Origin of the sequence: Pricia sp. (assembly GCF_041745955.1) — a bacterium.
Lineage (GTDB): Bacteria > Bacteroidota > Bacteroidia > Flavobacteriales > Flavobacteriaceae > Pricia.
This window is the reverse complement of record NZ_JBGTHY010000455.1, coordinates 1-22,121: the sequence shown is the minus strand read 5'-3', so window position 1 is coordinate 22,121 and position 22,121 is coordinate 1. Positions and strand designations below refer to the sequence as shown.

The 22,121-nt window shown below is 45.1% G+C and carries 21 protein-coding genes and 1 riboswitch; of the genes, 8 read left to right on the top strand and 13 right to left on the bottom strand.

Going from position 1 to position 22,121, the window contains the following annotated elements:
* Positions 1 to 671: DUF6263 family protein (locus ACEW8S_RS16180; protein ID WP_373519159.1), on the bottom strand; the 671-nt coding region annotated here is incomplete at its 3' end.
* A gap of 186 nt (positions 672 to 857) precedes the next feature.
* Between ACEW8S_RS16180 and rpmH the strand changes: the two genes are divergently transcribed.
* On the top strand, positions 858 to 1,025 hold the full coding sequence (rpmH, locus tag ACEW8S_RS16175) for a 50S ribosomal protein L34 (protein WP_373519158.1): 168 nt from the start codon (positions 858 to 860) through the stop codon (positions 1,023 to 1,025).
* A gap of 165 nt (positions 1,026 to 1,190) precedes the next feature.
* Positions 1,191 to 4,046, top strand: coding sequence for a carbamoyl-phosphate synthase large subunit (gene carB, locus ACEW8S_RS16170; RefSeq protein ID WP_373519157.1), 2,856 nt, complete (start codon positions 1,191 to 1,193; stop codon positions 4,044 to 4,046).
* Here the strand turns inward: carB and ACEW8S_RS16165 are convergent.
* The 4 genes from ACEW8S_RS16165 to gndA form a co-directional block, all read right to left on the bottom strand.
* The gene (locus tag ACEW8S_RS16165; protein WP_373519156.1) at positions 3,976 to 4,224 is read right to left on the bottom strand and encodes a hypothetical protein; all 249 of its coding nucleotides are present in this window, start codon (positions 4,222 to 4,224) and stop codon (positions 3,976 to 3,978) included. The genes carB and ACEW8S_RS16165 overlap by 71 nt on opposite strands.
* A gap of 147 nt (positions 4,225 to 4,371) precedes the next feature.
* On the bottom strand, positions 4,372 to 4,716 hold the full coding sequence (locus tag ACEW8S_RS16160; RefSeq protein ID WP_373519155.1) for a GIY-YIG nuclease family protein: 345 nt from the start codon (positions 4,714 to 4,716) through the stop codon (positions 4,372 to 4,374).
* Between the two features lies 1 nt (position 4,717).
* A complete protein-coding gene (locus ACEW8S_RS16155) occupies positions 4,718 to 4,909 on the bottom strand; it encodes a DUF3124 domain-containing protein (RefSeq protein WP_373519154.1) in 192 nt (63 codons plus the stop codon).
* On the bottom strand, positions 4,857 to 6,269 hold the full coding sequence (gndA, locus tag ACEW8S_RS16150) for an NADP-dependent phosphogluconate dehydrogenase (protein WP_373519153.1): 1,413 nt from the start codon (positions 6,267 to 6,269) through the stop codon (positions 4,857 to 4,859). Before gndA ends, ACEW8S_RS16155 begins: the two co-directional genes overlap by 53 nt.
* A 161-nt stretch (positions 6,270 to 6,430) precedes the next feature.
* On the opposite strand from gndA, the gene zwf reads away from it, so the two are divergent.
* On the top strand, positions 6,431 to 7,960 hold the full coding sequence (gene zwf, locus ACEW8S_RS16145; protein WP_373519152.1) for a glucose-6-phosphate dehydrogenase: 1,530 nt from the start codon (positions 6,431 to 6,433) through the stop codon (positions 7,958 to 7,960).
* Between the two features lie 76 nt (positions 7,961 to 8,036).
* A complete protein-coding gene (pgl, locus tag ACEW8S_RS16140) occupies positions 8,037 to 8,759 on the top strand; it encodes a 6-phosphogluconolactonase (RefSeq protein WP_373519151.1) in 723 nt (240 codons plus the stop codon).
* On the opposite strand, the gene ACEW8S_RS16135 is transcribed toward pgl, so the two are convergent.
* From ACEW8S_RS16135 to ACEW8S_RS16110, 6 genes are all read right to left on the bottom strand, one after another.
* Positions 8,743 to 9,285, bottom strand: a complete 543-nt coding sequence (locus ACEW8S_RS16135; RefSeq protein ID WP_373519150.1) for an acyl-CoA thioesterase — start codon at positions 9,283 to 9,285, stop codon at positions 8,743 to 8,745. The two genes, pgl and ACEW8S_RS16135, sit on opposite strands and share 17 nt — an antisense overlap.
* Before the next feature lie 93 nt (positions 9,286 to 9,378).
* The gene (locus ACEW8S_RS16130) at positions 9,379 to 9,744 is read right to left on the bottom strand and encodes a 6-phosphogluconate dehydrogenase (protein ID WP_373519149.1); all 366 of its coding nucleotides are present in this window, start codon (positions 9,742 to 9,744) and stop codon (positions 9,379 to 9,381) included.
* Positions 9,745 to 9,855: 111 nt separating this feature from the next.
* Entirely contained in the window at positions 9,856 to 11,217 is a 1,362-nt protein-coding gene (rmuC, locus tag ACEW8S_RS16125; protein ID WP_373519148.1) for a DNA recombination protein RmuC, read from the bottom strand.
* A 79-nt stretch (positions 11,218 to 11,296) separates the two neighbouring features.
* Complete coding sequence (locus tag ACEW8S_RS16120; RefSeq protein ID WP_373519147.1) at positions 11,297 to 12,085, bottom strand: ABC transporter ATP-binding protein; 789 nt, start codon at positions 12,083 to 12,085, stop codon at positions 11,297 to 11,299.
* A gap of 41 nt (positions 12,086 to 12,126) precedes the next feature.
* Positions 12,127 to 13,158: a FecCD family ABC transporter permease gene (locus ACEW8S_RS16115; RefSeq protein ID WP_373519146.1), complete on the bottom strand. Its 1,032-nt coding sequence runs from the start codon at positions 13,156 to 13,158 to the stop codon at positions 12,127 to 12,129.
* On the bottom strand, positions 13,159 to 14,304 hold the full coding sequence (locus tag ACEW8S_RS16110; protein ID WP_373519145.1) for an ABC transporter substrate-binding protein: 1,146 nt from the start codon (positions 14,302 to 14,304) through the stop codon (positions 13,159 to 13,161).
* Between the two features lie 70 nt (positions 14,305 to 14,374).
* Positions 14,375 to 14,695, top strand: a riboswitch (cobalamin riboswitch).
* A 29-nt stretch (positions 14,696 to 14,724) separates the two neighbouring features.
* Between ACEW8S_RS16110 and ACEW8S_RS16105 the strand changes: the two genes are divergently transcribed.
* On the top strand, positions 14,725 to 16,554 hold the full coding sequence (locus ACEW8S_RS16105) for a TonB-dependent receptor plug domain-containing protein (protein WP_373519144.1): 1,830 nt from the start codon (positions 14,725 to 14,727) through the stop codon (positions 16,552 to 16,554).
* Between the two features lie 4 nt (positions 16,555 to 16,558).
* Entirely contained in the window at positions 16,559 to 17,662 is a 1,104-nt protein-coding gene (locus tag ACEW8S_RS16100) for a YncE family protein (RefSeq protein WP_373519143.1), read from the top strand.
* 46 nt (positions 17,663 to 17,708) lie between these two features.
* Here ACEW8S_RS16100 and ACEW8S_RS16095 read toward each other — a convergent pair whose 3' ends face one another.
* Positions 17,709 to 19,196, bottom strand: coding sequence for a S41 family peptidase (locus ACEW8S_RS16095; protein ID WP_373519142.1), 1,488 nt, complete (start codon positions 19,194 to 19,196; stop codon positions 17,709 to 17,711).
* 168 nt (positions 19,197 to 19,364) lie between these two features.
* Positions 19,365 to 20,894 (bottom strand): S41 family peptidase, encoded by a 1,530-nt coding sequence (locus ACEW8S_RS16090; protein ID WP_373519141.1) that lies wholly within the window; start codon positions 20,892 to 20,894, stop codon positions 19,365 to 19,367.
* Positions 20,895 to 21,150: 256 nt separating this feature from the next.
* On the opposite strand from ACEW8S_RS16090, the gene ACEW8S_RS16085 reads away from it, so the two are divergent.
* Positions 21,151 to 21,660, top strand: coding sequence for an RNA polymerase sigma factor (locus ACEW8S_RS16085; protein ID WP_373519140.1), 510 nt, complete (start codon positions 21,151 to 21,153; stop codon positions 21,658 to 21,660).
* Positions 21,647 to 22,102: a hypothetical protein gene (locus ACEW8S_RS16080; protein ID WP_373519139.1), complete on the top strand. Its 456-nt coding sequence runs from the start codon at positions 21,647 to 21,649 to the stop codon at positions 22,100 to 22,102. The genes ACEW8S_RS16085 and ACEW8S_RS16080 overlap by 14 nt, the downstream gene beginning before the upstream one ends.
* Positions 22,103 to 22,121 lie beyond the last annotated feature (19 nt).

Genomic DNA, 22,121 nt, shown 5'->3' with positions numbered 1-22,121 from the left:
GCCGTTCCATTGATCATTGCTTCATCTTCCGTTAAGGCTTCCAATGTCCAAGTGTTTTTGGCCCCGAGCTTCCCTGCATATTCATTTTTCCAGTGATCCCCTATTTTTACCGGTTTCTTGGGATAGATAAAAGTCATTTGTTCGTAGCTGTCGGATAAGGCTTCGGAACCGAATTCCTGCTGAAGGGATTTTTTCATCATGTTCAACGAAAACGCATCTTTTAGTCCGGACGCCTCCGCCATTTTTACCACAAGGCTATCCCCTCCTGTGACCTCCAGGATATCACCCGTCTTGGCCAGTACCAGCTGAACGGGACTATTCAACAGGCTACTGAATATCTTCGATTGCATATCGTCATCGCTTACCTCTTTGGCATGCACATTCATCAGTTCGCCCTGAATACTAGAGGTCATTTTGAGATTGAGGTCCTTAAAGGTCAAAGCTATTTCGTAGGTGCTGTCACGTTGCCTCAATACCTTAAACTCCAAGATACCGTCGATTTTGTTGATCAATTCATGGGTCGCGCCGTCGAGCTCTTGGGTAATGACCTGCTCGGCATCCTGTTTAATGATGAATGTGGCCCCTTTTTTTAGCGTATATTCCAAAATGGACTGTGCCGATAGGTTAAGGCTACAAACGATTAAAAAAAGTAAGGCTGTGAAGTATTTCATATATGGGGTGTTGCCGTCTCGAATTCAGGCTGCAAAAGTAGTAAAAAAGGCATTTGTAGCAGAAAGAAGCTTGGTAAAAATAATTTTATCGAATCCATTTGTAAAAGCAAAAAGCCTTTGTATATTTGCCACCGGAATTTTGAGGACGAACCTTCAAGTTTCAGCAATCAAGAAAAGTATCAAAAAATGCCCGGACAGAAGAGAACATATCAGCCATCAAAGCGCAAGAGACGAAACAAACATGGGTTCATGGAACGCATGGCATCCGTGAACGGACGAAAAGTATTGGCCCGAAGAAGGGCAAAAGGAAGAAAAAAGCTATCCGTATCCTCTGAGCCGAGACATAAAAAATAATGATTCCATTCTTTTAAAAATATTGAGGTGTTACTTTTATAAAGTAGCACCTTTTTTTTGCTTGCGCCGGACGCGTTTCGGTGTTCATGCAGCGCTCGTTCCGATATTCATGCCGGACCCGATCGGGTACCATTTCCGTAGAATCTCTAATAGACACAGTAAAAAATGCCCAAAAGAAAAGATTTAAAATCGATATTGATCATAGGTTCAGGTCCCATTATCATCGGTCAGGCCTGTGAATTTGACTACGCAGGATCGCAAGCGTTACGAAGTCTTCGTGAAGACGGTATCGAAACCGTGCTGATCAACAGCAACCCGGCTACGATTATGACAGATCCGACCATGGCCGACCATGTCTATCTTAAACCCTTGACCACGAAATCGATTGTCGAAATCTTAAAGGCACATCCACAGATAGATGCGGTACTGCCGACCATGGGTGGGCAGACCGCACTTAACCTCTGTATCGAGGCGGACGAAAAAGGAATTTGGGAAGATTTTGGCGTTGAGATCATCGGTGTCGATATCGATGCCATTAATATTACGGAGGATAGGGAGAAATTCCGCGAGCTGATGCTGAAAATTGGGATAGGTATGGCACCGCAAGCTACGGCCACTTCCTTTTTAAAAGGAAAAGAAATTGCCCAGCAATTCGGATTTCCATTGGTTATTCGTGCTTCCTATACCTTGGGCGGGGCAGGGGCTTCCATAGTCCATAAATCGGGAGACTTCGACGAAATGCTTAGCCGTGGCCTTGAAATCTCACCGATACATGAGGTCATGATCGATAAGGCTTTGATCGGATGGAAGGAATATGAACTGGAACTGCTTCGTGACCGCAACGACAATGTTGTTATTATCTGTGCCATAGAAAATATGGATCCGATGGGCATCCATACCGGAGATTCCATTACCGTCGCCCCGGCAATGACCCTTTCCGATCGCACCTATCAAAAGATGCGGGATATGGCCATTCACATGATGCGCAGTATCGGTGATTTTGCCGGCGGATGTAACGTGCAGTTTGCGGTCAGTCCCGATGAAAAGGAAGATATCATTGCCATCGAGATCAACCCCAGGGTCTCCAGATCTTCGGCCTTGGCCTCAAAAGCGACGGGATATCCTATTGCTAAAATCGCCTCCAAGTTGGCCATTGGCTATCACCTTGATGAGCTCGACAACCAGATTACCAAATCGACCTCGGCCCTTTTCGAACCGACCTTGGACTATGTGATCGTAAAGATTCCCCGTTGGAATTTCGATAAGTTCGAAGGTTCCGATCGTAGCTTGGGCCTACAGATGAAATCCGTCGGAGAGGTCATGGGTATTGGCCGCTCGTTTCAGGAAGCGCTGCACAAGGCGACACAATCCCTAGAAATCAAAAGGAACGGTTTGGGCGCAGATGGTAAAGGCTATAAAGATTACGATCAGATCATCGGCAAACTGACCATACCCAGTTGGGACCGGGTCTTTGTGATTTACGATGCCATTCAGTTGGGCATTCCGCTTAGCCGCATCCACGATATCACCAAAATCGATATGTGGTTCTTGAAACAGTACGAAGAACTGCATTATCTCGAAAAGGAAATCTCCACCTATACCATCGCCACGATTACCCGTGATTTGATGTTGGAAGCCAAACAAAAAGGCTTTGCCGACCGTCAGATTGCACACATGTTGGATTGCTACGAAAGTGAAGTGCACAAAAAACGTACCCAAGAGATGGGTATCAATCGGGTCTATAAACTCGTGGATACCTGCGCGGCCGAATTCAAGGCGATGACCCCCTATTATTACTCCACTTTTGAAGCGGAAATCGAAAGGCCGGACGGTACCCGATACGTTGAAAATGACAGTATCGTTACGGATAAGAAAAAAGTCGTGGTACTCGGTTCCGGCCCCAATCGCATAGGGCAGGGCATCGAGTTCGATTACTGCTGTGTGCACGGGGTACTGGCCGCCGCGGAGTGCGGTTACGAGACCATTATGATCAATTGCAACCCCGAAACGGTGTCCACGGATTTCGATACGGCGGATAAATTATATTTTGAGCCCGTTTTTTGGGAACATATCTATGACATCATCCTTCATGAAAAACCGGAAGGCGTCATCGTACAGCTAGGCGGACAGACCGCTTTAAAACTAGCGGAAAAACTGGACAAATACGGAATCAAGATTATCGGCACCAGTTTTCGGTCCCTTGATCTCGCCGAAGACCGCGGTAGTTTTTCCGAACTGCTACAAGCGAACGATATTCCCTTTCCGGAATTCGGGGTCGCAGAAACCGCGGAAGAAGCCCTTGCGCTGGCTGATAAACTGGACTTTCCCTTGCTCGTTCGACCCTCCTATGTATTGGGCGGCCAAGGCATGAAAATCGTCATCAATAAGGCAGAACTTGAAGAACATGTGGTAGACTTGCTCCGTAAAATTCCTAATAACAAACTCCTACTAGACCATTATCTCGACGGAGCCATCGAGGCCGAAGCCGATGCCATCTGTGATGGGAAAGACGTCTACATCATCGGCATTATGGAGCATATCGAACCCTGTGGCATACATTCTGGAGATTCGAATGCCACCCTGCCTCCGTTCAATCTAGGGGAATTCGTGCTCCAGCAGATCAAAGATCACACCAACAAAATCGCCCTGGCACTAAATACCGTCGGACTCATCAACATCCAATTCGCCATTAAAGACGATATCGTATATATCATCGAGGCCAACCCCAGGGCATCGCGAACGGTACCCTTTATCGCAAAAGCCTATGGGGAACCTTACGTAAACTATGCCACCAAAGTGATGCTCGGCGAAAAGAAGGTAAAAGATTTCGATTTCAAGCCTCATCTCGACGGGTTCGCCATCAAACAGCCGGTATTCTCCTTCAACAAATTCCCCAATGTCAACAAGAATCTTGGGCCCGAAATGAAAAGTACCGGGGAGAGTATTTTGTTTATCGATAGCTTGAAGGACGACCAGTTCTATGAGCTTTATGGTAGGCGGAAGATGTATTTGTCGAAGTAGAATCCCATAGATTCTTTACGAGGTCTTTGGTGCACTCGGTGATTTCCATATAGCCTTCCGAATCGATGGTACTTACATCCCCGGTTCTGAACCATCCGTCTTCGGTGAGATTCTCGCGGTTGTTGGTCTTGAAATAAAAGCGGATGACCCAAGTGCCTCGCACTTGAAGTTCGCCCATCGTTTTTCCGTCCCTAGGCGCGACCGATCCGTCTTCCCCGAAGCGGGTAGTTCATAATTAGCCTTCCATAGAAACGTTGTTTTAGGATGAATTTTAGGATTAACCCTAAAGTTACACATTTTTGGGATAGATTTCCCGGAAGATCGATCAGTTGAACCAGACCGCATATTTTTTGCGGCGCAGTTCCAGGGCGAGCTGCTCCTCCATTTTAAGCGCTTCCGCTCTTGTTGGAATGGATTCGATATGGTTGTAGAGACTGGGACGCAGATACGACCCATATTTTTTGACGATGGATGAGGAGAGATTATGTCCCTTCGTATTGACATAACCCGTTTTATGCTGTTCGAACCTCTCTTTCGGGGTTTTACTGGTCATGCCGACATACAGACACTCCAGCACCCCATTAAACTGCGGGTTGGCCTCCCGAAAACGCTTGTTTTCGGTAAAGACCCGTTTGGATAGTTCTATGACGTAGATGTGATACTTTGGCATCTTATTCTGACATGCGTTCCATTTCAATACCCTCCGTAGTAAACGAAAACGCCTGCGCCCCAAGCCCTCCGACCATTACTGCCTGAAACAAGGGTCGCAATGGCTTGCTGGAATACCAATCGATAATAAAATTGGCTCCGCTACTTTGACTGCCATTCCGTATGGAAAATCCCTTCTTTGTCCAATCGTTCATAGGTGTGTGACCCGAAATAATCCCGTTGCGCTTGAATAAGGTTTAAGGGTAATCGGGTACTTGTATAGGCATCAAAATAGATCAGGGAATTTGAGAGTCCCGGTAAGGGAATCCCGTTTTTAGCACCGAAAGCCACCAGCTCACGGGCGGAAGCCACGCTGCCCTGAACTTTCTTTACAAAATTCGGGGATACCAATAGATTCGGAAGATTTTTGTCTTTTTCGAACGCTGCGGTAATATCGGCCAATAAGGCGGCACGGATAATACAACCTGCACGCCAGATTTTGGCGATTACGGCAATATCAAGCTGATACCCGTACTCTTTTGAGGCTTCCGCCAATACGTGCAGCCCTTGGGCATAGGTGACTATAAAGGAGAAATAAAGCGCTTCTTCCGCCAATTTTTCCAGTTTGGCCTTGTCCATGGTTTCTACTTTTGGCCTACCGTAGATTTTGTCCGCAGCCTTGCGTTCGGACTTTAAAGCGGAAATCTCGCGCATGTTGACCGCTATATTTATGGATGGCACGGGAATACCTAAATCCATCGCGTTTTGGCTGGTCCATTTTCCGGTGCCTTTTTGCTTGGCCTTATCCAAAATTTTATCGATCAATCGGCCATCGCTTTCCTCGTCTTCCTGTTCGAAGATTTCGGAGGTAATCTCGACCAAGAAGGACTGTAATCGGCCTTCGTTCCATTTTTTAAAGCTGTGGTGTAAATCGTCGTTGTCGAAATCACCGGCTTTTTTGAGCAGGTCATATATTTCGGAGGTCAACTGCATCAATCCGTATTCGATACCTTTGTGCACCATTTTCACATAGTTTCCTGCGGATTTCGGTCCGAGATACGCTACGCAGGGCTCTCCGTTGTATTTGGCGGCGACGGCCTCAAAGATGGGTTTGATATGGGCGTAGGCGGATTTTGAACCTCCGGGCATGATGCTCGGTCCTAATCGGGCACCTTTGGCTCCACCGGAAACGCCGGCGCCGAAAAAGTTGACCGCCCTTTTTTGAAGCTCTTCTTCGCGGCGATCGGTGTCCGTGAAAAAGGAATTACCGCCATCGATAATGATATCCCCACGATCGATATGCGGCAAAAGGCTTTCGATTACCGAATCCACAATTTTTCCCGCAGGAACTAAAAGCATTATTTTTCGGGGTTGTTTTAAGGCTTTGACAAAAGTTTTGATACTTGTTGAAGCATCTATCTTATGTTCCTTGTTTCCTTCATACTTGAGGGCATTGACCTTTTCCGCATCGAGATCATGGCCAAAGGCGGAAAATCCGTTGTCTGCCACGTTCAATATAAAATTGCGTCCCATCACCCCGAGACCTACAAGTCCGAAATCGTATTTATCTTCCATCAATTAATAAATTTTATATCCTCTTAATCAAGATTATATTTCAAGTATACTTCCTTCAAAAATAAACGAAAATATTGAGATGTAAGATTAACTTAGCGTAAACTCGTTGGTATTGGGCATTCTTTTCGATACTTTTAGGGTTCAAAATCTTACAATACGCTATGACCAAGACAGAAAACCAAATGTTGGTCATATTCGGCGCCTCGGGGGACCTTACCGCCCGAAAACTGATTCCCGCTATTTTCGCTTTGGCTAGGGCCGGTCATTTGCCCGAAAAATTTGCCGTTCTTGGGGCGAGCCGTAGCCCTTGGTCTGACAAGGAGTTCAGAAAGAACGTAGTTACAGAGAGTAAGCATCTGAAAGATAAAATAGACGGGAAACAAAAGAAAATGATCGCGGAGTTTGCCGACCGCTTATTCTACCACGAGTTGAGTAATGACCAGGATTCCGATTATGGTCCCCTAAAAAAACGTATAGATACCCTGAACGGTGAACATGGTACCGACGGCAATTACATATTCTACCTGTCTACACCACCATCTGCTTACGGTCCGATTTCTAAGAACCTACACCAGCAGGGTCTCCATAAAGAGGATGAAGGTTGGAGGCGTCTGATTGTCGAAAAACCTTTCGGATACAGCCTTGAGACCGCTATAAAGTTGAACAAAAGTCTACACCGGTATTTTAAGGAACCACAGATTTTCAGGATCGACCATTATTTGGGCAAGGAGACGGTACAGAACCTTTTGGTGACCCGTTTTGCCAACAGTATTTTCGAGCCCCTGTGGAACCGGAATTACATTCACCATGTCGAAATTACCAATGCCGAGAGCGGGGGTGTCGAAAAACGGGGTGGCTATTACGATAAATCCGGGGCCCTACGCGACATGTTCCAAAGCCATCTGATGCAAATAATCGCCTTTGTTATCATGGAACCCCCCTTAAATGCAGATGCGGAAGAAATACGTGACGAAAAACTAAAAGCATTGAAATCTTTGCGGGTCATGACCGATCCCAAAGTGCTTCATGCCCATACCATTCGTGCCCAATATATTAGTTCGGTTATCGATGGGGAAAAAGTAAAGGGATATCGGGAGGAAGCCGATGTCGATCCCGAATCAAAGACCGAGACCTATGCCGCCCTGAAGTTTTTTGTCGATAATTGGCGCTGGGCGGATGTCCCTTTTTACGTGCGCACTGCCAAGCGGATGCCCACCAAGGTCACCGAGGTGGTCATTCATTTTAAGACCCCGCACCACCAAATCTTTAAGGATGCCGGGATGAGCAATAAGGATAATAAATTGATCATTCGCATTCAGCCCGACGAAGGAATTCTCATCAAATTCGGGGTCAAGGTCCCCGGACAGGGCTTTAAGGTCGAGCGGGCAAACCTTGATTTTTATTATTCCAGTTTGGCCGAAAACCATGTGATGGAAGCTTACGAACGACTACTTCTTGATGCCATGCAAGGCGATGCTACCCTATATGCACGGGCGGATGAAGTGGAAGCGGCGTGGACTTTCGTCGATCCGATATTGGACTATTGGAAAAATTCCGATGAAAAGGTATACGGATATTCTGCCGGGGCATGGGGCCCGGAGAATGCCGATAATCTGATCGATGGTGTTGGTTTTTGGCGAAACCCTAGCGAGCAGTTGGCCGACGATCCGGGGTATTGTGTGATTTGCTGATCAAGTTCAAGTACAGGCGCAAGTATCAAGTTCAAAAAATTCAAGCCTACCTGCCGGCAGGTTCAAACCTAGTATCATGCAATTGAAAATCTCAAGTACAAAACAGAAAACAGCCGAAAGCTTCACGGATTGGCTTGTCAAGTTGATTAGTTCCAATGATAGTCTACATGTGGCCCTTTCGGGCGGTAGTACACCAAAAATCGTTTTTGACGAATTGGCCTCGCGCCATCTTTCGAAAAACGAATGGCAGAAAGTGCATCTGTATTGGGGCGACGAGCGCTGCGTTCCCCCCGATAATGCTGAAAGCAATTATAGGATGACCGTCGATTATCTTTTGTCGAAAATCGAGATTCCCGAAGAAAATATCCACCGGGTCCGGGGCGAGAACGATCCCCGACAGGAAGCGGCCCGCTATACGGAAGTTTTGAAGGAGAAACTTCCGATAGTCAACGGCCTTCCCCGGTTCGACCTGATTATCTTGGGAATGGGCGATGACGGACATACGGCTTCCATTTTCCCCTATGAAATCGGATTGTGGAATGCCGACCAGCTGTGCGAGGTAGCCAAACATCCGGAAACGGGACAAAAACGAATCACTATTACCGGAAAAATCATCAATCACGCCACTACAACAGCCTTTTTGGTCACCGGGGAAAGCAAGGCAGAAAAAGTGGGGGAGATTATTGATGAGAGGGGCGGTTTTAAATCCTACCCCGCCCATTTGGTAAATCCCATAAGCGGAAACCTAATGTGGTTTCTAGATGAGCCTGCTGCCGCGGAAATTACAGATCGATCTTAACGTTTTCATCGATCAGTCGCTTCAAATGTTCATCGATCCGGAATTTCGATTCATCGAACTGGGTATCCCGTGAAAAAGCTTCCTCCTTGCGCTGTTTGCTACGGGCGAAACGTCGCACTGCCTGTTCATTTTCAAGTATAAGTCCGGGTACCGGTACACTGTTTCCTTGCGCATCTTTGGCTACCATGGTAAAATAGGAGGAATTACAATGACGCTTAGTGCCTTCGGTGATGTTTTCTGCATCGACGCGAACGCCAACCACCATTGAAGTTTTTCCGGTATAGTTGATAGATGCCCTAAGCGTAATCAGTTCGCCCACTTCCACGGGATCCAAAAAGTCCACCCGATTTACCGAAGCCGTTACGCAATAACATTGGGAATGTTTTGAAGAACAGGCAAATGCAATCTGATCCATCAAGTTCAATATATGCCCTCCGTGCACCTTGCCCCCGAAATTGGAGTGGGAGGGAAGCATCAGTTCGGTTATCGACACCCGCGAATCACTTGAAGGTTTGTAGTTTTTCATGGCTATTGGCTGCAAGTTTAAGGTCGCTTGTTACAGGTTGTTAGGTTGTTTCCCGCTACGGATTTGGAATTTGGAATTTAGGTTTTTGGAATTTTACCTTCTGAAATGTGGCGATTCGTCCCGTTCTACGCTGGTAACAAAATACTTGGTATCTCCCAGCCAAAAGAAGGTGGCGTAACGTTCGATATATTCCATTTTTACGTATTCCCCTTGGTATTCCTGTAGTTTTTCGATGACCTCTTGATCTTTGTCCAACACCGAAAACGAGAATATCTGTGCCCCGGAAATGCCTTGGCTGATCTCACCTTCCCAAGTTTTAACGAGGACGCCCTTGTGGCTTATCTTAATTAGTTCGCCCGACCGGATGCCATCGCTAAAGGTTACGAAATAGATGAAGGCGTAAATTATTGCAAAAAGGGCCGCGATACCAACTAGGGTTATAACTATTGCTTTTTTCATGTGTTCTATTTATTGTCTGAATTAGGATTTTTTGGAGTATAGGTTGTTGAGATATTTACGTATTAGAACTTGGGTTTTTCGGATCAAGACCTTGATTATTTAGTGCAACTGCTACTTTTCGTTCTCAATTTCTTCTAAATCATCTTCTTCCGCAAAATCATCTTCCTCCGCCCGTTTCAGGATGCGTTCTGGAATAGATTTCTTAGCTTTCGCCCCCATTTTTTTGAGTTTTTGGATGCTGGTGACAATATTCCCGCGCCCTTCTACTAGTTTGTTCATAGCCCCTTTGTACTCCGATTTGGCATCGTCCATTTTCTTACCTACTTTGGTGAGGTCCGATACAAAGCCTTCAAATTTGTCGTACAGGGCACCCGCCTGACGGGCGATTTCTATGGCGTTTCGCTGTTGTTTTTCATTGTTCCACATACTATCGATGGTACGCAGGGTCGCCAAGAGCGTAGATGGGGTGACGATAACGATGTTCTGCTCAAAAGCCTTGTTATATAGGGAATTGTCATTGTTTATCGCTACCGCAAAGGCGGGTTCGATAGGAATGAACATCAGTACAAAATCCGGACTCTCCATGGCATACAGATCCTCGTACTTTTTGGCGGAAAGTTGGTCAACGTGTCTTCTGAGGGAATTGACGTGCTCTTTCAGAAATTTATCGCGGAACTCGTCCTCCGCGTTCACCATGCGTTCATAGGCGACCAAGGATACTTTGGAATCGACCACCATCTTTTTCCCGTCCGGAAGGTTGATGATGACGTCGGGCAATACCCGTGAGCCATCCTCCCTTGTAAAACTTTGCTGCACGGTGTATTCGCGGTCTTTTTCAAGGCCCGATTTTTCAAGTACGCGCTCCAGCACCAGTTCGCCCCAATTGCCCTGCATCTTACTATCCCCTTTTAGGGCCTTGGTCAGGTTTTCGGCCTCTTGGGTAATCTTTAGGTTTTGGGTCTGCAGGTTCAGCAGTTGCTCCCGTAACGCCAGATGGATACCAAAACTTTCCTTTCGACTTTCCTCGACTTTTTTCTCGAACAGCAGTATCTTTTCGTTCAGCGGCGTCAAGATATTCCTAATATTTTTTTCGTTACGCTCGGTGAACTTTAGGCTTTTTTCTTCCAGAATTTTGTTGGCCAGGTTCTCGAATTCCTTAGTGAATTTTTCCTGCAGTTTTTCGACTTCGGCTTTTTGCTCCCGGTTCTTTTCTTGAAGATGTTCTAGGTCGGCCTGATAACGTACAATCTGGTTGCTCAACTGCTCTTTATCGGATTGTAGGTGGCCTTTATGCGCTTCGGTATCGCTTAATCGCTGACTCAAAACGGTGAGATTATTGTTCAGATGTTGTTCCCGTTCTTCAAGCGCGCTTTGGGTGGATTTTGTTTTCAGGCTTTGAATGTAGTTGCCCAAGAAATAACCGACGGCCAAACACAAAAGACCTATAAGAAGGTATATTAAATATTCGTTCATTGGTGGTATCAAGGTTTGGAGCAAAGATACAAGATTGGACGGTAAATTCGATTATGCGGAGGCCTGTATCATAAACCTACTATTTTTCAATTCGGAAAGTACCGGTCGAAGCATCGAACGAGACCACGTCTGCCGGAAAAAGGGTCTCAAAAGCTTTTTGTTCGATAAGTTCGCAGGGCTGTCCAAACGGGTTGTTCTCCCCATCCAACAACAATAGTGTATCACATAGCTGAATAGCCATTTCAATTTCATGGGATGTAAATAGGATGGTCTTTCTGGTTTGATGGGCAATGGATTTCAGAAGTTTCAGTATGTGCACCTTATGGTAGAGATCGAGATGTGTGGTCGGTTCGTCCAGTAAGATTATGGATGTATCCTGTGCCAAGGCGCGTGCGATCATGACCCGCTGTAATTGACCATCACTGAGTTCGAAGCATTTTCTATATTGCAGTTTTTCCAACTGAAGCATTAGTACAGCTTCCCTGATCTTTGTTTTGTCCCCTGTGGATAAGGTACCGATCCAATTCGTATACGGCTGTCGTCCGAGCGCGATCAATTCGAGAACGGACATGTTTTTGGAGGCGATCGGTTCGGTCAGTACCAGACTGATTTTGGACGCCAGTTCTAAAGGGGAATAACTTTCCAGTTGCCTTTCCCCGATATGGATGCTTCCGGCTAACTTGGGCTGTGCATTGCCCAATGTGCGCAGTAATGTGGACTTTCCGATACCATTTATGCCGACAACCGCGGTCAGTTCTCCCTCGGAAAGCGCAAAATTAATGTTTTCGACAATCGGCCTACTTTTATAACCGACGGTCAAATCAGTCGTTGCCAAGACTACCATTGAATTTCGTTCCTTGTTCATCATTCCTACTCAATACTGATTACTTTTTACTTTGCACTCCATACTCAAAACACCATCCGCCGCTTCCTCACCAGCAACCATATCACCACCGGTGCCCCTAAAATACTGGTAATCGCATTAATGGGCAATACACTTGCATAATTCGGCAGTTGCGCTACGGTGTCGCAGAGCAACATCAGAATGGCACCGTAAATCAGCACGGCAGGCACTAAAATTTTATGGTCCGTAGTGCTAAAAATCTGTCGGGTCAAATGGGGAACGGCCAGTCCGATAAAGGCGATGGGGCCGGCAAAGGCGGTTACTCCACCGGCCAACAATCCCGTAGCGATGATAATAGCATAGCGGGATTTCTTTAGGTCTACCCCTAAACTCCGTGCATAATTTTCGCCCAACAGGAAAGCGTTCAAAGCTTTTATGGATACAATACTTAGCAGGATGCCAATCAAGATTATTCCCAATAAAATGGATAGCTGCGCCCAGGATAGGTTGCCTACGCTTCCGAAGGACCAGTAGATGAACTGCTGTAATTTTTCGGCATCGGTAAAGTAGGATAGTACACTTACAATGGCGGCGGTAATACTTCCGAACATCAGGCCGATAATCAACAGGGCCATGGTGTCCTTTACTTTTGCGGCGACGACCATCACGGCCAGTAGCACCAAAAAGCTTCCGATACTTGAAGCGATGGCCAGCGAAATGTCGTTTAAGAGTCCGGAGGTCATAAATCCCGAAAATAATGACGAACCCATGATAAGCAGTGCGGCCCCCAAACTCGCCCCGGAACTGATGCCCAGCACAAAAGGTCCGGCCAACGGGTTGCGGAACAATGTCTGCATTAAAAGTCCGCTTAATGCCAATCCGCTACCGACCAAAACAGCGGTGAAGGCTTTGGGAACCCTAAAGCTCCAAATGATATATTCCCACGATCGGTTTTCGAGATTTCCGCCGACCAGTGCATTGACAGTTTCAGAAAAAGGAATGGAGACGGAGCCCAAACTAATGTTCAATCCGAAACAGACGACTAGAGACACTAGTAGTAGCAAGAAGGGAAGCCGATATGTTTTTGTGTTTCCCAATTAATCCAGCGGTTTAAAAAAGAAAGGTTCGTGGTCCGGTAACAGTTCGGGATGGAAGATATGGATAAGATCTTTCAAAACAAGATCAGGTCGCTGTGGGGCGAGTTCGTAGTACAATAAACCTTCCGTTTCCCCTGAAGTGCCTGCAAAGGAATAGGCCTTCCGGTTTTTGAAGGCATCGAATTGCAGATAGTGCCGATTAGCGGCGTTCATGGCTTTATAGGAAGTGAATTGCGCCGGGGAAATCCAAAATTCCGCTGGCTTTCCCTTTTCAAGCACACTTTCGAGGCTGAGGGAAAGGCTGCCTGTTTCCGAAGTGTCGCTCCATAGATAATCTGCATGGGCATCGCTAAAGAATTTAGCCGCCCAACTGTTTCCCCCGGGCAAGTACCAGACATCCTTATAAAGCGCGCCGCTAAGAACGGTCGGTTTTTTGTTGGCGGTTTTGGCCAGTGCCTTAGCTTCTAAGTAGGAAGTTTCTACCCCTTTAAAAATGCTATCCGCTTCCATGTACTTATCAAAAAAAGGAGCGAAAAACTTGATCCACTCCGCTTTTCCCAAAGGGGTTTCTTCCGTCCAATCCCCATTATAGACAACGGGAATATTGGCCCGTTGCAAGGTAGCGTACGCCTTGTTTTGACCGGCAACGCCAAAGCCGATCAGGACTTCGGGGTCCAGTTCCAAGACCATTTCGGTGTTGATGGCTTCATTTTTGCCGAGCTCTTTTATTTGCCCGGCATCGATACGCTTTCGGGTTTTCTTCGAAGATATGTATTTCGTATCCGGAAAACCAACCAGATTCTCGCCGACGCCTAAAGCTTCCAATGCGGGAATATGGGTGGTCGATGTCACCACAATCCGCTCGACGGGTACGGCGACTATGGCATCATATTCATCTTTGTTCAAGGTCATCGACGCCATTTTATCTTTCGGAATCAAAGCATAGGTAAAAGCTGTTTTAGTATCCGGCCAAGGAGAGGCTACTTTGATGATGGTCAATCCGGATTCCGATCTTTCTACGGAAAAGCCTTTGGCATAATGGATTGTAGAAGCATTCGAAGTCTGTATAAACGGGAGGGATTCCTTTTTTTCATCCTTACAGGAAACAAAAACAATAAGAAAAACCAGAGGAAGTACTTTTTTCAAAACGGAAATTTAGCGCATCCAAAAGTAGTATTATTTCATGTTAGGGGTAAATTAATGAATCGTAATGTTTACTTTTGCCCTGAATTTTGGTTTCCATCTCCGTTTTTAGGTGATGGGATTAAAAGGGAATCCGGTGTGATGAGGTACGAGGTGAGAAATACGGGGTACAAAGTAAAATAGTACAATCGTAATTCCGAAATCGGACATCAAAGAATCCGGAACTGTTCCCGCAACTGTAAGTTTTTGCCAAACCTGCCTGTACGCAGTTTTATATTGGCACCCCTTTGTACAAGGGATAGTATTTCTTCAGACCACTGTCCGCTTCCGGCTGATGGGAAGGTCAAATACTATAAATCAAGTCAGGAGACCTGCCAGATTCATCAAATACTGTTAAACTTTCGGGATAAAAGTTTATAAGTGATGAAACGCGCCATAATCGCCATAGCATTCCTGTTGTCCGTATCCGGACAAGTATCCGCCCAAGAGAAACCACTCTGGGAACTGGATGAGGTTGTCGTTTCCGATTCCCGCCTAAAACGTTACTCCGAAGGCCATAAGTTAACCCGCTTGACGGATAGCACGATACAACGAAGCGGTATTTTTATAATGTCGCTGCTCGCTTTCAATTCCAACATCTATTTTAAGGAAAACGGCTTCGGTATGGTAGCTTCTCCGGCCTTTCGGGGTACTAACGCCTCGCATACGGCTGTTATCTGGAACGGGATCAATGTTAATTCCCCGTTGAACGGACAGGTGGATTTCAATACTATAAATCCCATTAACTACAGTTCGGTAGACATCCGTAGCGGCGGGGGAAGTGTTCAGTTTGGTACCGGCGCTATCGGTGGCAGCGTGCATTTGAACAATGAACTTCGTTTCGAAAACCATTTTGACCATCAGGTTATGATCGGGTACGGCGGTTTCGACACCAAAAAAGTAAACTTCTCCCAAAATTTCGGAAACAGAAAATGGTCGCACAGTTTCGGGCTCAATTACACGGCATCGGACAACGATTTTAAGTATCTAGAAACCGAGCAATTCAACCAAAATGGCGAATTCCATAATATTACCCTGAATTTTAACTCCGGATATATATTTTCCGACAAAAATGTGCAGCGTCTATATCACCAAAGCTTTATCGGAGATCGAAATCTTTCCGGTAATCTGGTGACGCAGGGCAGGAGCCGATATGAAGATGACCACTATCGCACACAACTGGAATGGGTTGGATTGGGCAAAAAGTCTACCTCAAAACTAAAATTGGCCCATCTTTACGAAGGTTTTAAGTATTTTGGGAACAAGGATTCCGGTAATTTTTCCAAAGGAAAGGTCACCACTTTATTGGCGCGGTATTCCTATGACCTTGAACTCTCTGATGCCTTTCGGTTGAACTCCTATCTAGAATATGATCATTACCGGGGCAACGGCAGCAGTTTTGGAAATCCACAGCGCAACGATATGTCTTTGACGGTCTTGGTAAAACATAAGGTTCTAAAGGATTTGGTCTATAATTTCGGAGTTCGAAAGGATTTTTCCTCCGATTTTTCAAGTCCCCTTGTTTTTTCCTTGGATGGAAAATATAGGGTAGCGGGGCACTACGGTCTACAACTAAGCGCTTCCCGCAATTTCAGGATGCCTACCTTCAACGACCTCTATTGGAAGCCCGGTGGCAGCCTTGACCTGGTGCCCGAAAGTTCTTACCAAATCGATTTGGGGCAGGTTTTGGAATTCGGGGCAGCGAGCTTCAACCTGAACGGATACTATATCGCTACCGATGATATGATCCGATGGCTTCCTGATACTTCGGGCATCTGGTCTCCCTCTAACATAGACGAGGTCCGTATTTATGGCTTGGAAGGCGAATTCGCGCTGATCTATCCCATCCAAAAAAAACAACACATCGAAATAAAGACGAACTATGCCTATACCGTTTCCGAAGATAAGGCCACCCGTGAGCAGCTGATCTATGTCCCGTTTCATCGGACGAACGCTTCCATCGCATATAATTTGTCACAATTAGGCCTTTTTTATCAGCACTTGTACAACGGTCCGGTATCCATAATCGGGGGCGAGCTCGAAGGCTATCAGGTGGCCAATGCCGGTATAACCTATTCGCCACAATCGAAAGGAAAATTACAGTACAGTCTTGGCTTGACCCTGAACAATCTTTTCAATACCTATTACGAAAATGTGGCCCTGCGGCCCATGCCCAATAGAAATATTCAAACCCAATTACTTCTAAATTTTTAAAACGATGCGATTAAATCAATTGATTTTGACCACGGCCGCGGCCACATTTTTATTGATCGGATGTAATAATGATGATGGCGGACCGATCTTGCCTGAAACCGGTACCGATTCTCCGGTATATGAAAATGGTATTATTGTAGTGAACGAAGGTGGATTTATGAACGGAAATGCATCCGTAAGCTTCTTGTCCGATGATTCGGGTGAACTGACGAATGACATTTTTAGTATTGCCAATGGAGTAGATGCTTGGGGCGATACCGCACAAAGTATGGCTTTTGATGGCGAGACCGGATATATCGTGGTGAACGGGTCTCAAAAAGTCGAGGTGGTCGACCGGTATACTTTCGAATCCATGGCCACGATTGGAGGTGCTGATTTTACGGACTTTTTAAACCCCCGTTACATGGCCATCGCCAATGGAAAAGGCTATGTGACCAATTGGGGCGACGGTTCGGATCCTTCGGACGATTTCGTTGCCGTAATCAATTTGGAAACCAATATCGTAGAAAGAAAAATTCCGGTTGGAGAAGGTCCCGAGCGTTTGCTGGTCAAGGACAATACGCTCTACGTCGCCATGTTGGGTGGATTCAACTTCAACAATAGCGTTGCCGTAATCGACACGACTTCAGATACCGTAACCGACTCCATTATGGTCGGTGAGGGCCCCAATTCGCTGCAATTTGATGCCGATGGCAATCTGTGGGTACTTTCCGGTGGAAAGCCTGCCTATACGGAAGACCAAACCGCTGGACGGCTGGATAAAATCGATACGGCCAGCAACGCTGTGACCAAGTCCTTTAGTTTTTTGCCGACCGAACATCCCGAATATTTGTCTTATGAAGACGGTAGTTTATATTACAATGTAGCAGGAGGTATTTTCAAGATGGATGTTTCGAGTACTGTATTGCCCGAGAAAGCAGCGATTACCGGAACCAATTTTTACGATATGGCCGTCAACGATGGAAAACTCTACGGAACGGATGCCAAGGATTTTGCCAGCAACGGAACCTTGGAAATATATGGGTTATCCGATAATTTCCGTATCACCACCAAGGAAGTCGGCATCAATCCCGGTGCGATTTATTTCAATGGTTCCGCAGAAAAATAGTCAAGTTTACAGCAGCTCAACATGGGTGGATGGGTGCATCTAAAATCTATTTAATAACGGGCAAATCCGTAACATACATATTGTCGCCGATCGGGGTATGCAGTTTAGAACTGGTAATGGTCTCCATAGGCAAGGCTACTGAAAAATCCATTTTGGCGGAGACGGTTCCTGTGATTTCTTGAATGGCCTTGGCCAAAAGAGGCTCGTTTAAATCACCGAAAACACTTAAGTTGGACAAATCTTCCCTTAATGGGATATCAGGTTCAAGTCCTTCTGTGTAATCGGAGAATCCGTCCGCATTTTCATTGCGTCCCAATAGGGGCTGTATGGCCCATCGATTATCGGATTTTATTTTGGCTACCCGCTTTGCGCTGTAGAGGTAGTTGTTATCCCGATCATCGACCATAGTAACCGAAAATTCATTTTTCCCTCGTGTCTTCTCACCAATCTGCACGACATCCATATAGGGTTCGAGGCCATTAATGACCAATTCGCTGGCAGATGCCGAACCTTGAGTGGTCAGAACATATACCTTTTTAAGATTCAGGGTGTTTATTGGGGTTCCTTTACCTGTTTTATCCGCAAAATAGTCTTGCACATCGGTATTCTGATCTTTCAGGATTTTTTGATACTTATCATTGTATCGGGCTTTTAGGAAAACGTCTTTGGTGTTTGTTCCGTAGATCATACTTGAAAGCAATCGTGCGGTATTTACCGAACCACCGGGATTATAGCGCATGTCCAAAACCAGATCGGTTACGCCGCCGGTTTTAAATCGACCGAAAACCTCATTTAATTGTTCGTCAAATTCGTTGGTAAAACCATTATAGACCAGATAGCCTATTTTTGTTCCGTTGGTCTCTATGATTTCGTCGAGAAAAATAGGATTTTCTTGTAAGTCCTTCTGTTTTGTCAGGGTAATTTCTTCTCCGTTGGGTACCGGCCTATTATCTACAAGGGTAGCCATATTCAGGGTGTAGGTGTCGCTGCTACCAAAAAGCAGACCTCGATAGTTAGCTTCGGTCAGGGTAGAACCGTTAACCCCTGTAAAAAGATCTCCACGTTGAATAGGTTTTGCAGCGGCATCGGAATTGGGAATGATATAGCGTACATAACCGACGATATCATCGCTATCAGGAATACGCACTAGGCCGAATTCCATTCCGTTGCTTTTAGAAATACCCGAAAGGGATTGTGTCAGCTCTACATAATCGTCGTTGTAAAAACTAAAGCGGTCTTCGGAAAAAAGCAATTTGTTATCAAAAAAATTGCCGGGGTCTTCTTCGGAGGCTAAAAATTCGGTATACATTTCCGAGCCTTCAGGTGTATTGGGAAATCGGTTATCCGCCAGGTTTTCCACATCGGCCTGCCAGAAATACCAGAAGTTCATGGCCTTCCACATAAAATTTTGAACCTGTACTCCTGCATCAGGGTCGGGCTCGACCGTATCGGGTAGGTATATATCGTCTTCCGTTACACAGGATGCTAACAAGAAAAGGCACAGGAATGCGCCCGTTTTAAAATACTTGATCATGGCTTTTTCGATGATTAGTTATGTTTTTAAGATGAACGGTTATTCTTCCTCAAGGGTACAACGCAAAAAAAGCTATGTTATTTTCAAGATTGCACCAAAATGGGATAATGTCAAAAGACAATCCGTGTTAATGGTATCTTTAGTAGCTGCAATATCGTTATCACAAAGCTAATGTATCGGTTTAATACCCAAATCTTTGTCCAAAAACATATTATCCTTTAACGGGGTAAACATTTGTGAACCCGTAAAGGCGTCTATAGGCATCTTTACAGAAAAATCATTTTTTGCCGAAGCACTGCCCGTGATTTCTAGAATAGCCCTTGCCAAAAGGGGTTCATCTGGATTACCGAGAACTCCCAAATCCTCTAAATCCTCTCTCAAGGGTATGTCCGGCACCAGCCCCTCAGTATACTCAAAAAATCCATCGGCATTTTCGTTTCGGCCAACTAAAGGTTGTATTGCCCAACTGTTATTCGGATTAATTTGGTTTTCCCTGTTTGAACTATAGACCCAAGGCCCGTTGGGATTATCGGGATCATCTACGAAGGTCAGTGAAAATTCATTTTTGCCGGTTGTGGTTTCCCCAATATGTATTACATCAACGTAAGGTGCGAGTCCGTTGATGACCAATTCACTAGCGGAGGCTGAACTATTTGTGGCCAATACATATACTTTGGAAAGACTAAGCGTATTGACCGGTGTACCCGCATCAGTGAAATCGGCAAATGTATCGACCAATTGGTTCTCGTTCAAAAGTGATTGAATTCGGGCGTTCCATCTTTGTTTAATAAAAAGGTTCGTAGTATCCGTACTGTGTACCATACTTGAAAGAAGTCTTGCTGAATTTACAGAGCCCCCGGGGTTGTATCGCATGTCCAATACCAAGTCCGTTACACCACCATCCCTGAAACGACCGAAGACATCGTTCAACTCTTCGTCATATTCATTGAGAAACTGATTGTACATTAAATAACCGACTTTTGAACTTCCTATATTCAAAATTGTATCTAACAAAATAGGATTTTCGGCAAAATTTGAAATTTTGGTCAAGTTGACTTCCTGATTATTTGGGGTTATCTCATCATCAACAATATCCGCCATATTCAGTGTATACGAATCACTATTAGGCCCGAACAACAGATCAAAATTATTATTTTCCAAATTGTTTCTATCCGAAAAAAGCTTTTCCCCATTGACTCCTATAAAGATGTCCCCTCTTTTTATATCCTTTGTAGCAGCATCGGAATTGGCCGCTATGTATCTGACATAAGCGAACACATCATTGCCGTCACCGTAACGCACTAATCCAAATTCCATACCGTTACTTTTCGAAATACCGGCTAAAGACTGGGTGAGCTCTACATAGTCATCCGAGAAAAAGGTAAATCGGTCTTCGGAAAAACGTAATTTGTTATTAAAAAATTCAGCTGGGTCGTTCTCTGACGCCAAAAAATCTATGTATTCAGAATCTTCTAGACTGTCGAACTTACTATCGGATAAATTGGGTACATTTTCCTGCCAAAAATACCAAAAGTTCAACGTTTGCCACATAAAATCCTGAACAGGGTAATCTTCTGCGGTTTTTGGCTCTTCCTGCTCTGGTTCAACAACTGGAACAATATCATCATCATTGGAACAGTTCGTCAAAAACAGCCCAATGGCAATAAACAATAAAAGAAATTTTGGATACTTGTTCATAGCGGAATAGTATTGAGGGATTATGTAATGCTACATCCCCAAATCAAGTATCGTTCCAAAGAAAAGAAAATGACCTATTAATCGGGGGATTGCATGGATTTATTATATCCTAATATACGTAAGCATTTAGTATAAGGTTGCCTAAAATACTTACATTTCAGGGAAATTAAAATTAATTGTAACAAAATTCGTTGTACTTCGTCTTCCTTTTGTAGAACGCTCACATCAATCAAAGAACAATCAGCCGCACCTCAAAATGCAACAAACGGAATTTCTGAATATTGTAATGCCTTTTAAGGACAAGTTGTTTCGACTGGCCAAACGTTTGCTGGTATCAAGGGAAGAAGCAGAGGACGCTACACAGGAAATCCTTTTAAAGCTATGGTCGAAAAACAAAAAAATGGAAGGGTATGATAATGTAGAGGCGTTCGCCATGACCATGACCAAGAATTTTTGTCTCGACCGTTTAAAGTCCAGACAGGCAGGAAACCTGAAGTTGGTACACAGCAATTATACGGACAATGATAGCTCGCTGGATAAAAAACTGGAAGCTACCGATAGCGCCTCCTGGGTGCAGAAAATTATGGAGGAACTGCCCGAACAGCAAAAAATGGTATTACAATTGCGAGATGTGGAGCAGTATGAATACGATGAAATATCGGAAATGCTTGAAATGAAGCCTACAGCAGTGCGCGTAGCCTTATCCCGGGCAAGGAAAACGGTCAGGGAACAACTGATAAAAAAACATAACTATGGAATCGGATAAAATAGAAAGATTGCTGGAAAAGTATTTCGAGGCCACCACAACGGCATCCGAAGAAGCGACTTTGCGGGCTTATTTTTCCCAAGATACCGTCGCGGAACACCTTGAGCAGTATGCTCCGATGTTCCAGTATTTTTCCAAAGAAAAAGCAGAACGGTTTACGAAAGAGGTGTTGAAACCAAAGACTGGTACATCCCGAAAAATTTGGTACTCTTGGGTTTCCGCCGCGGCCGTCATATTGCTTTTGGTCGGGGTTTATTTCAACACATCTTCGGCTTCAAATACATTAGAGGACGAGTATACGCAAGCGGAAATTGCGGCGGCTCAAGAGGCATTATCCCTACTCTCCATTAATTTCAGTAAGGGAGCGGGACAAATAGTACACTTAGAAGAATTTGAAAAAAACACGAACCGTTTTTTGGATAACGGACAAAAATCACCTTAATAATTAACTAGCAAACGCG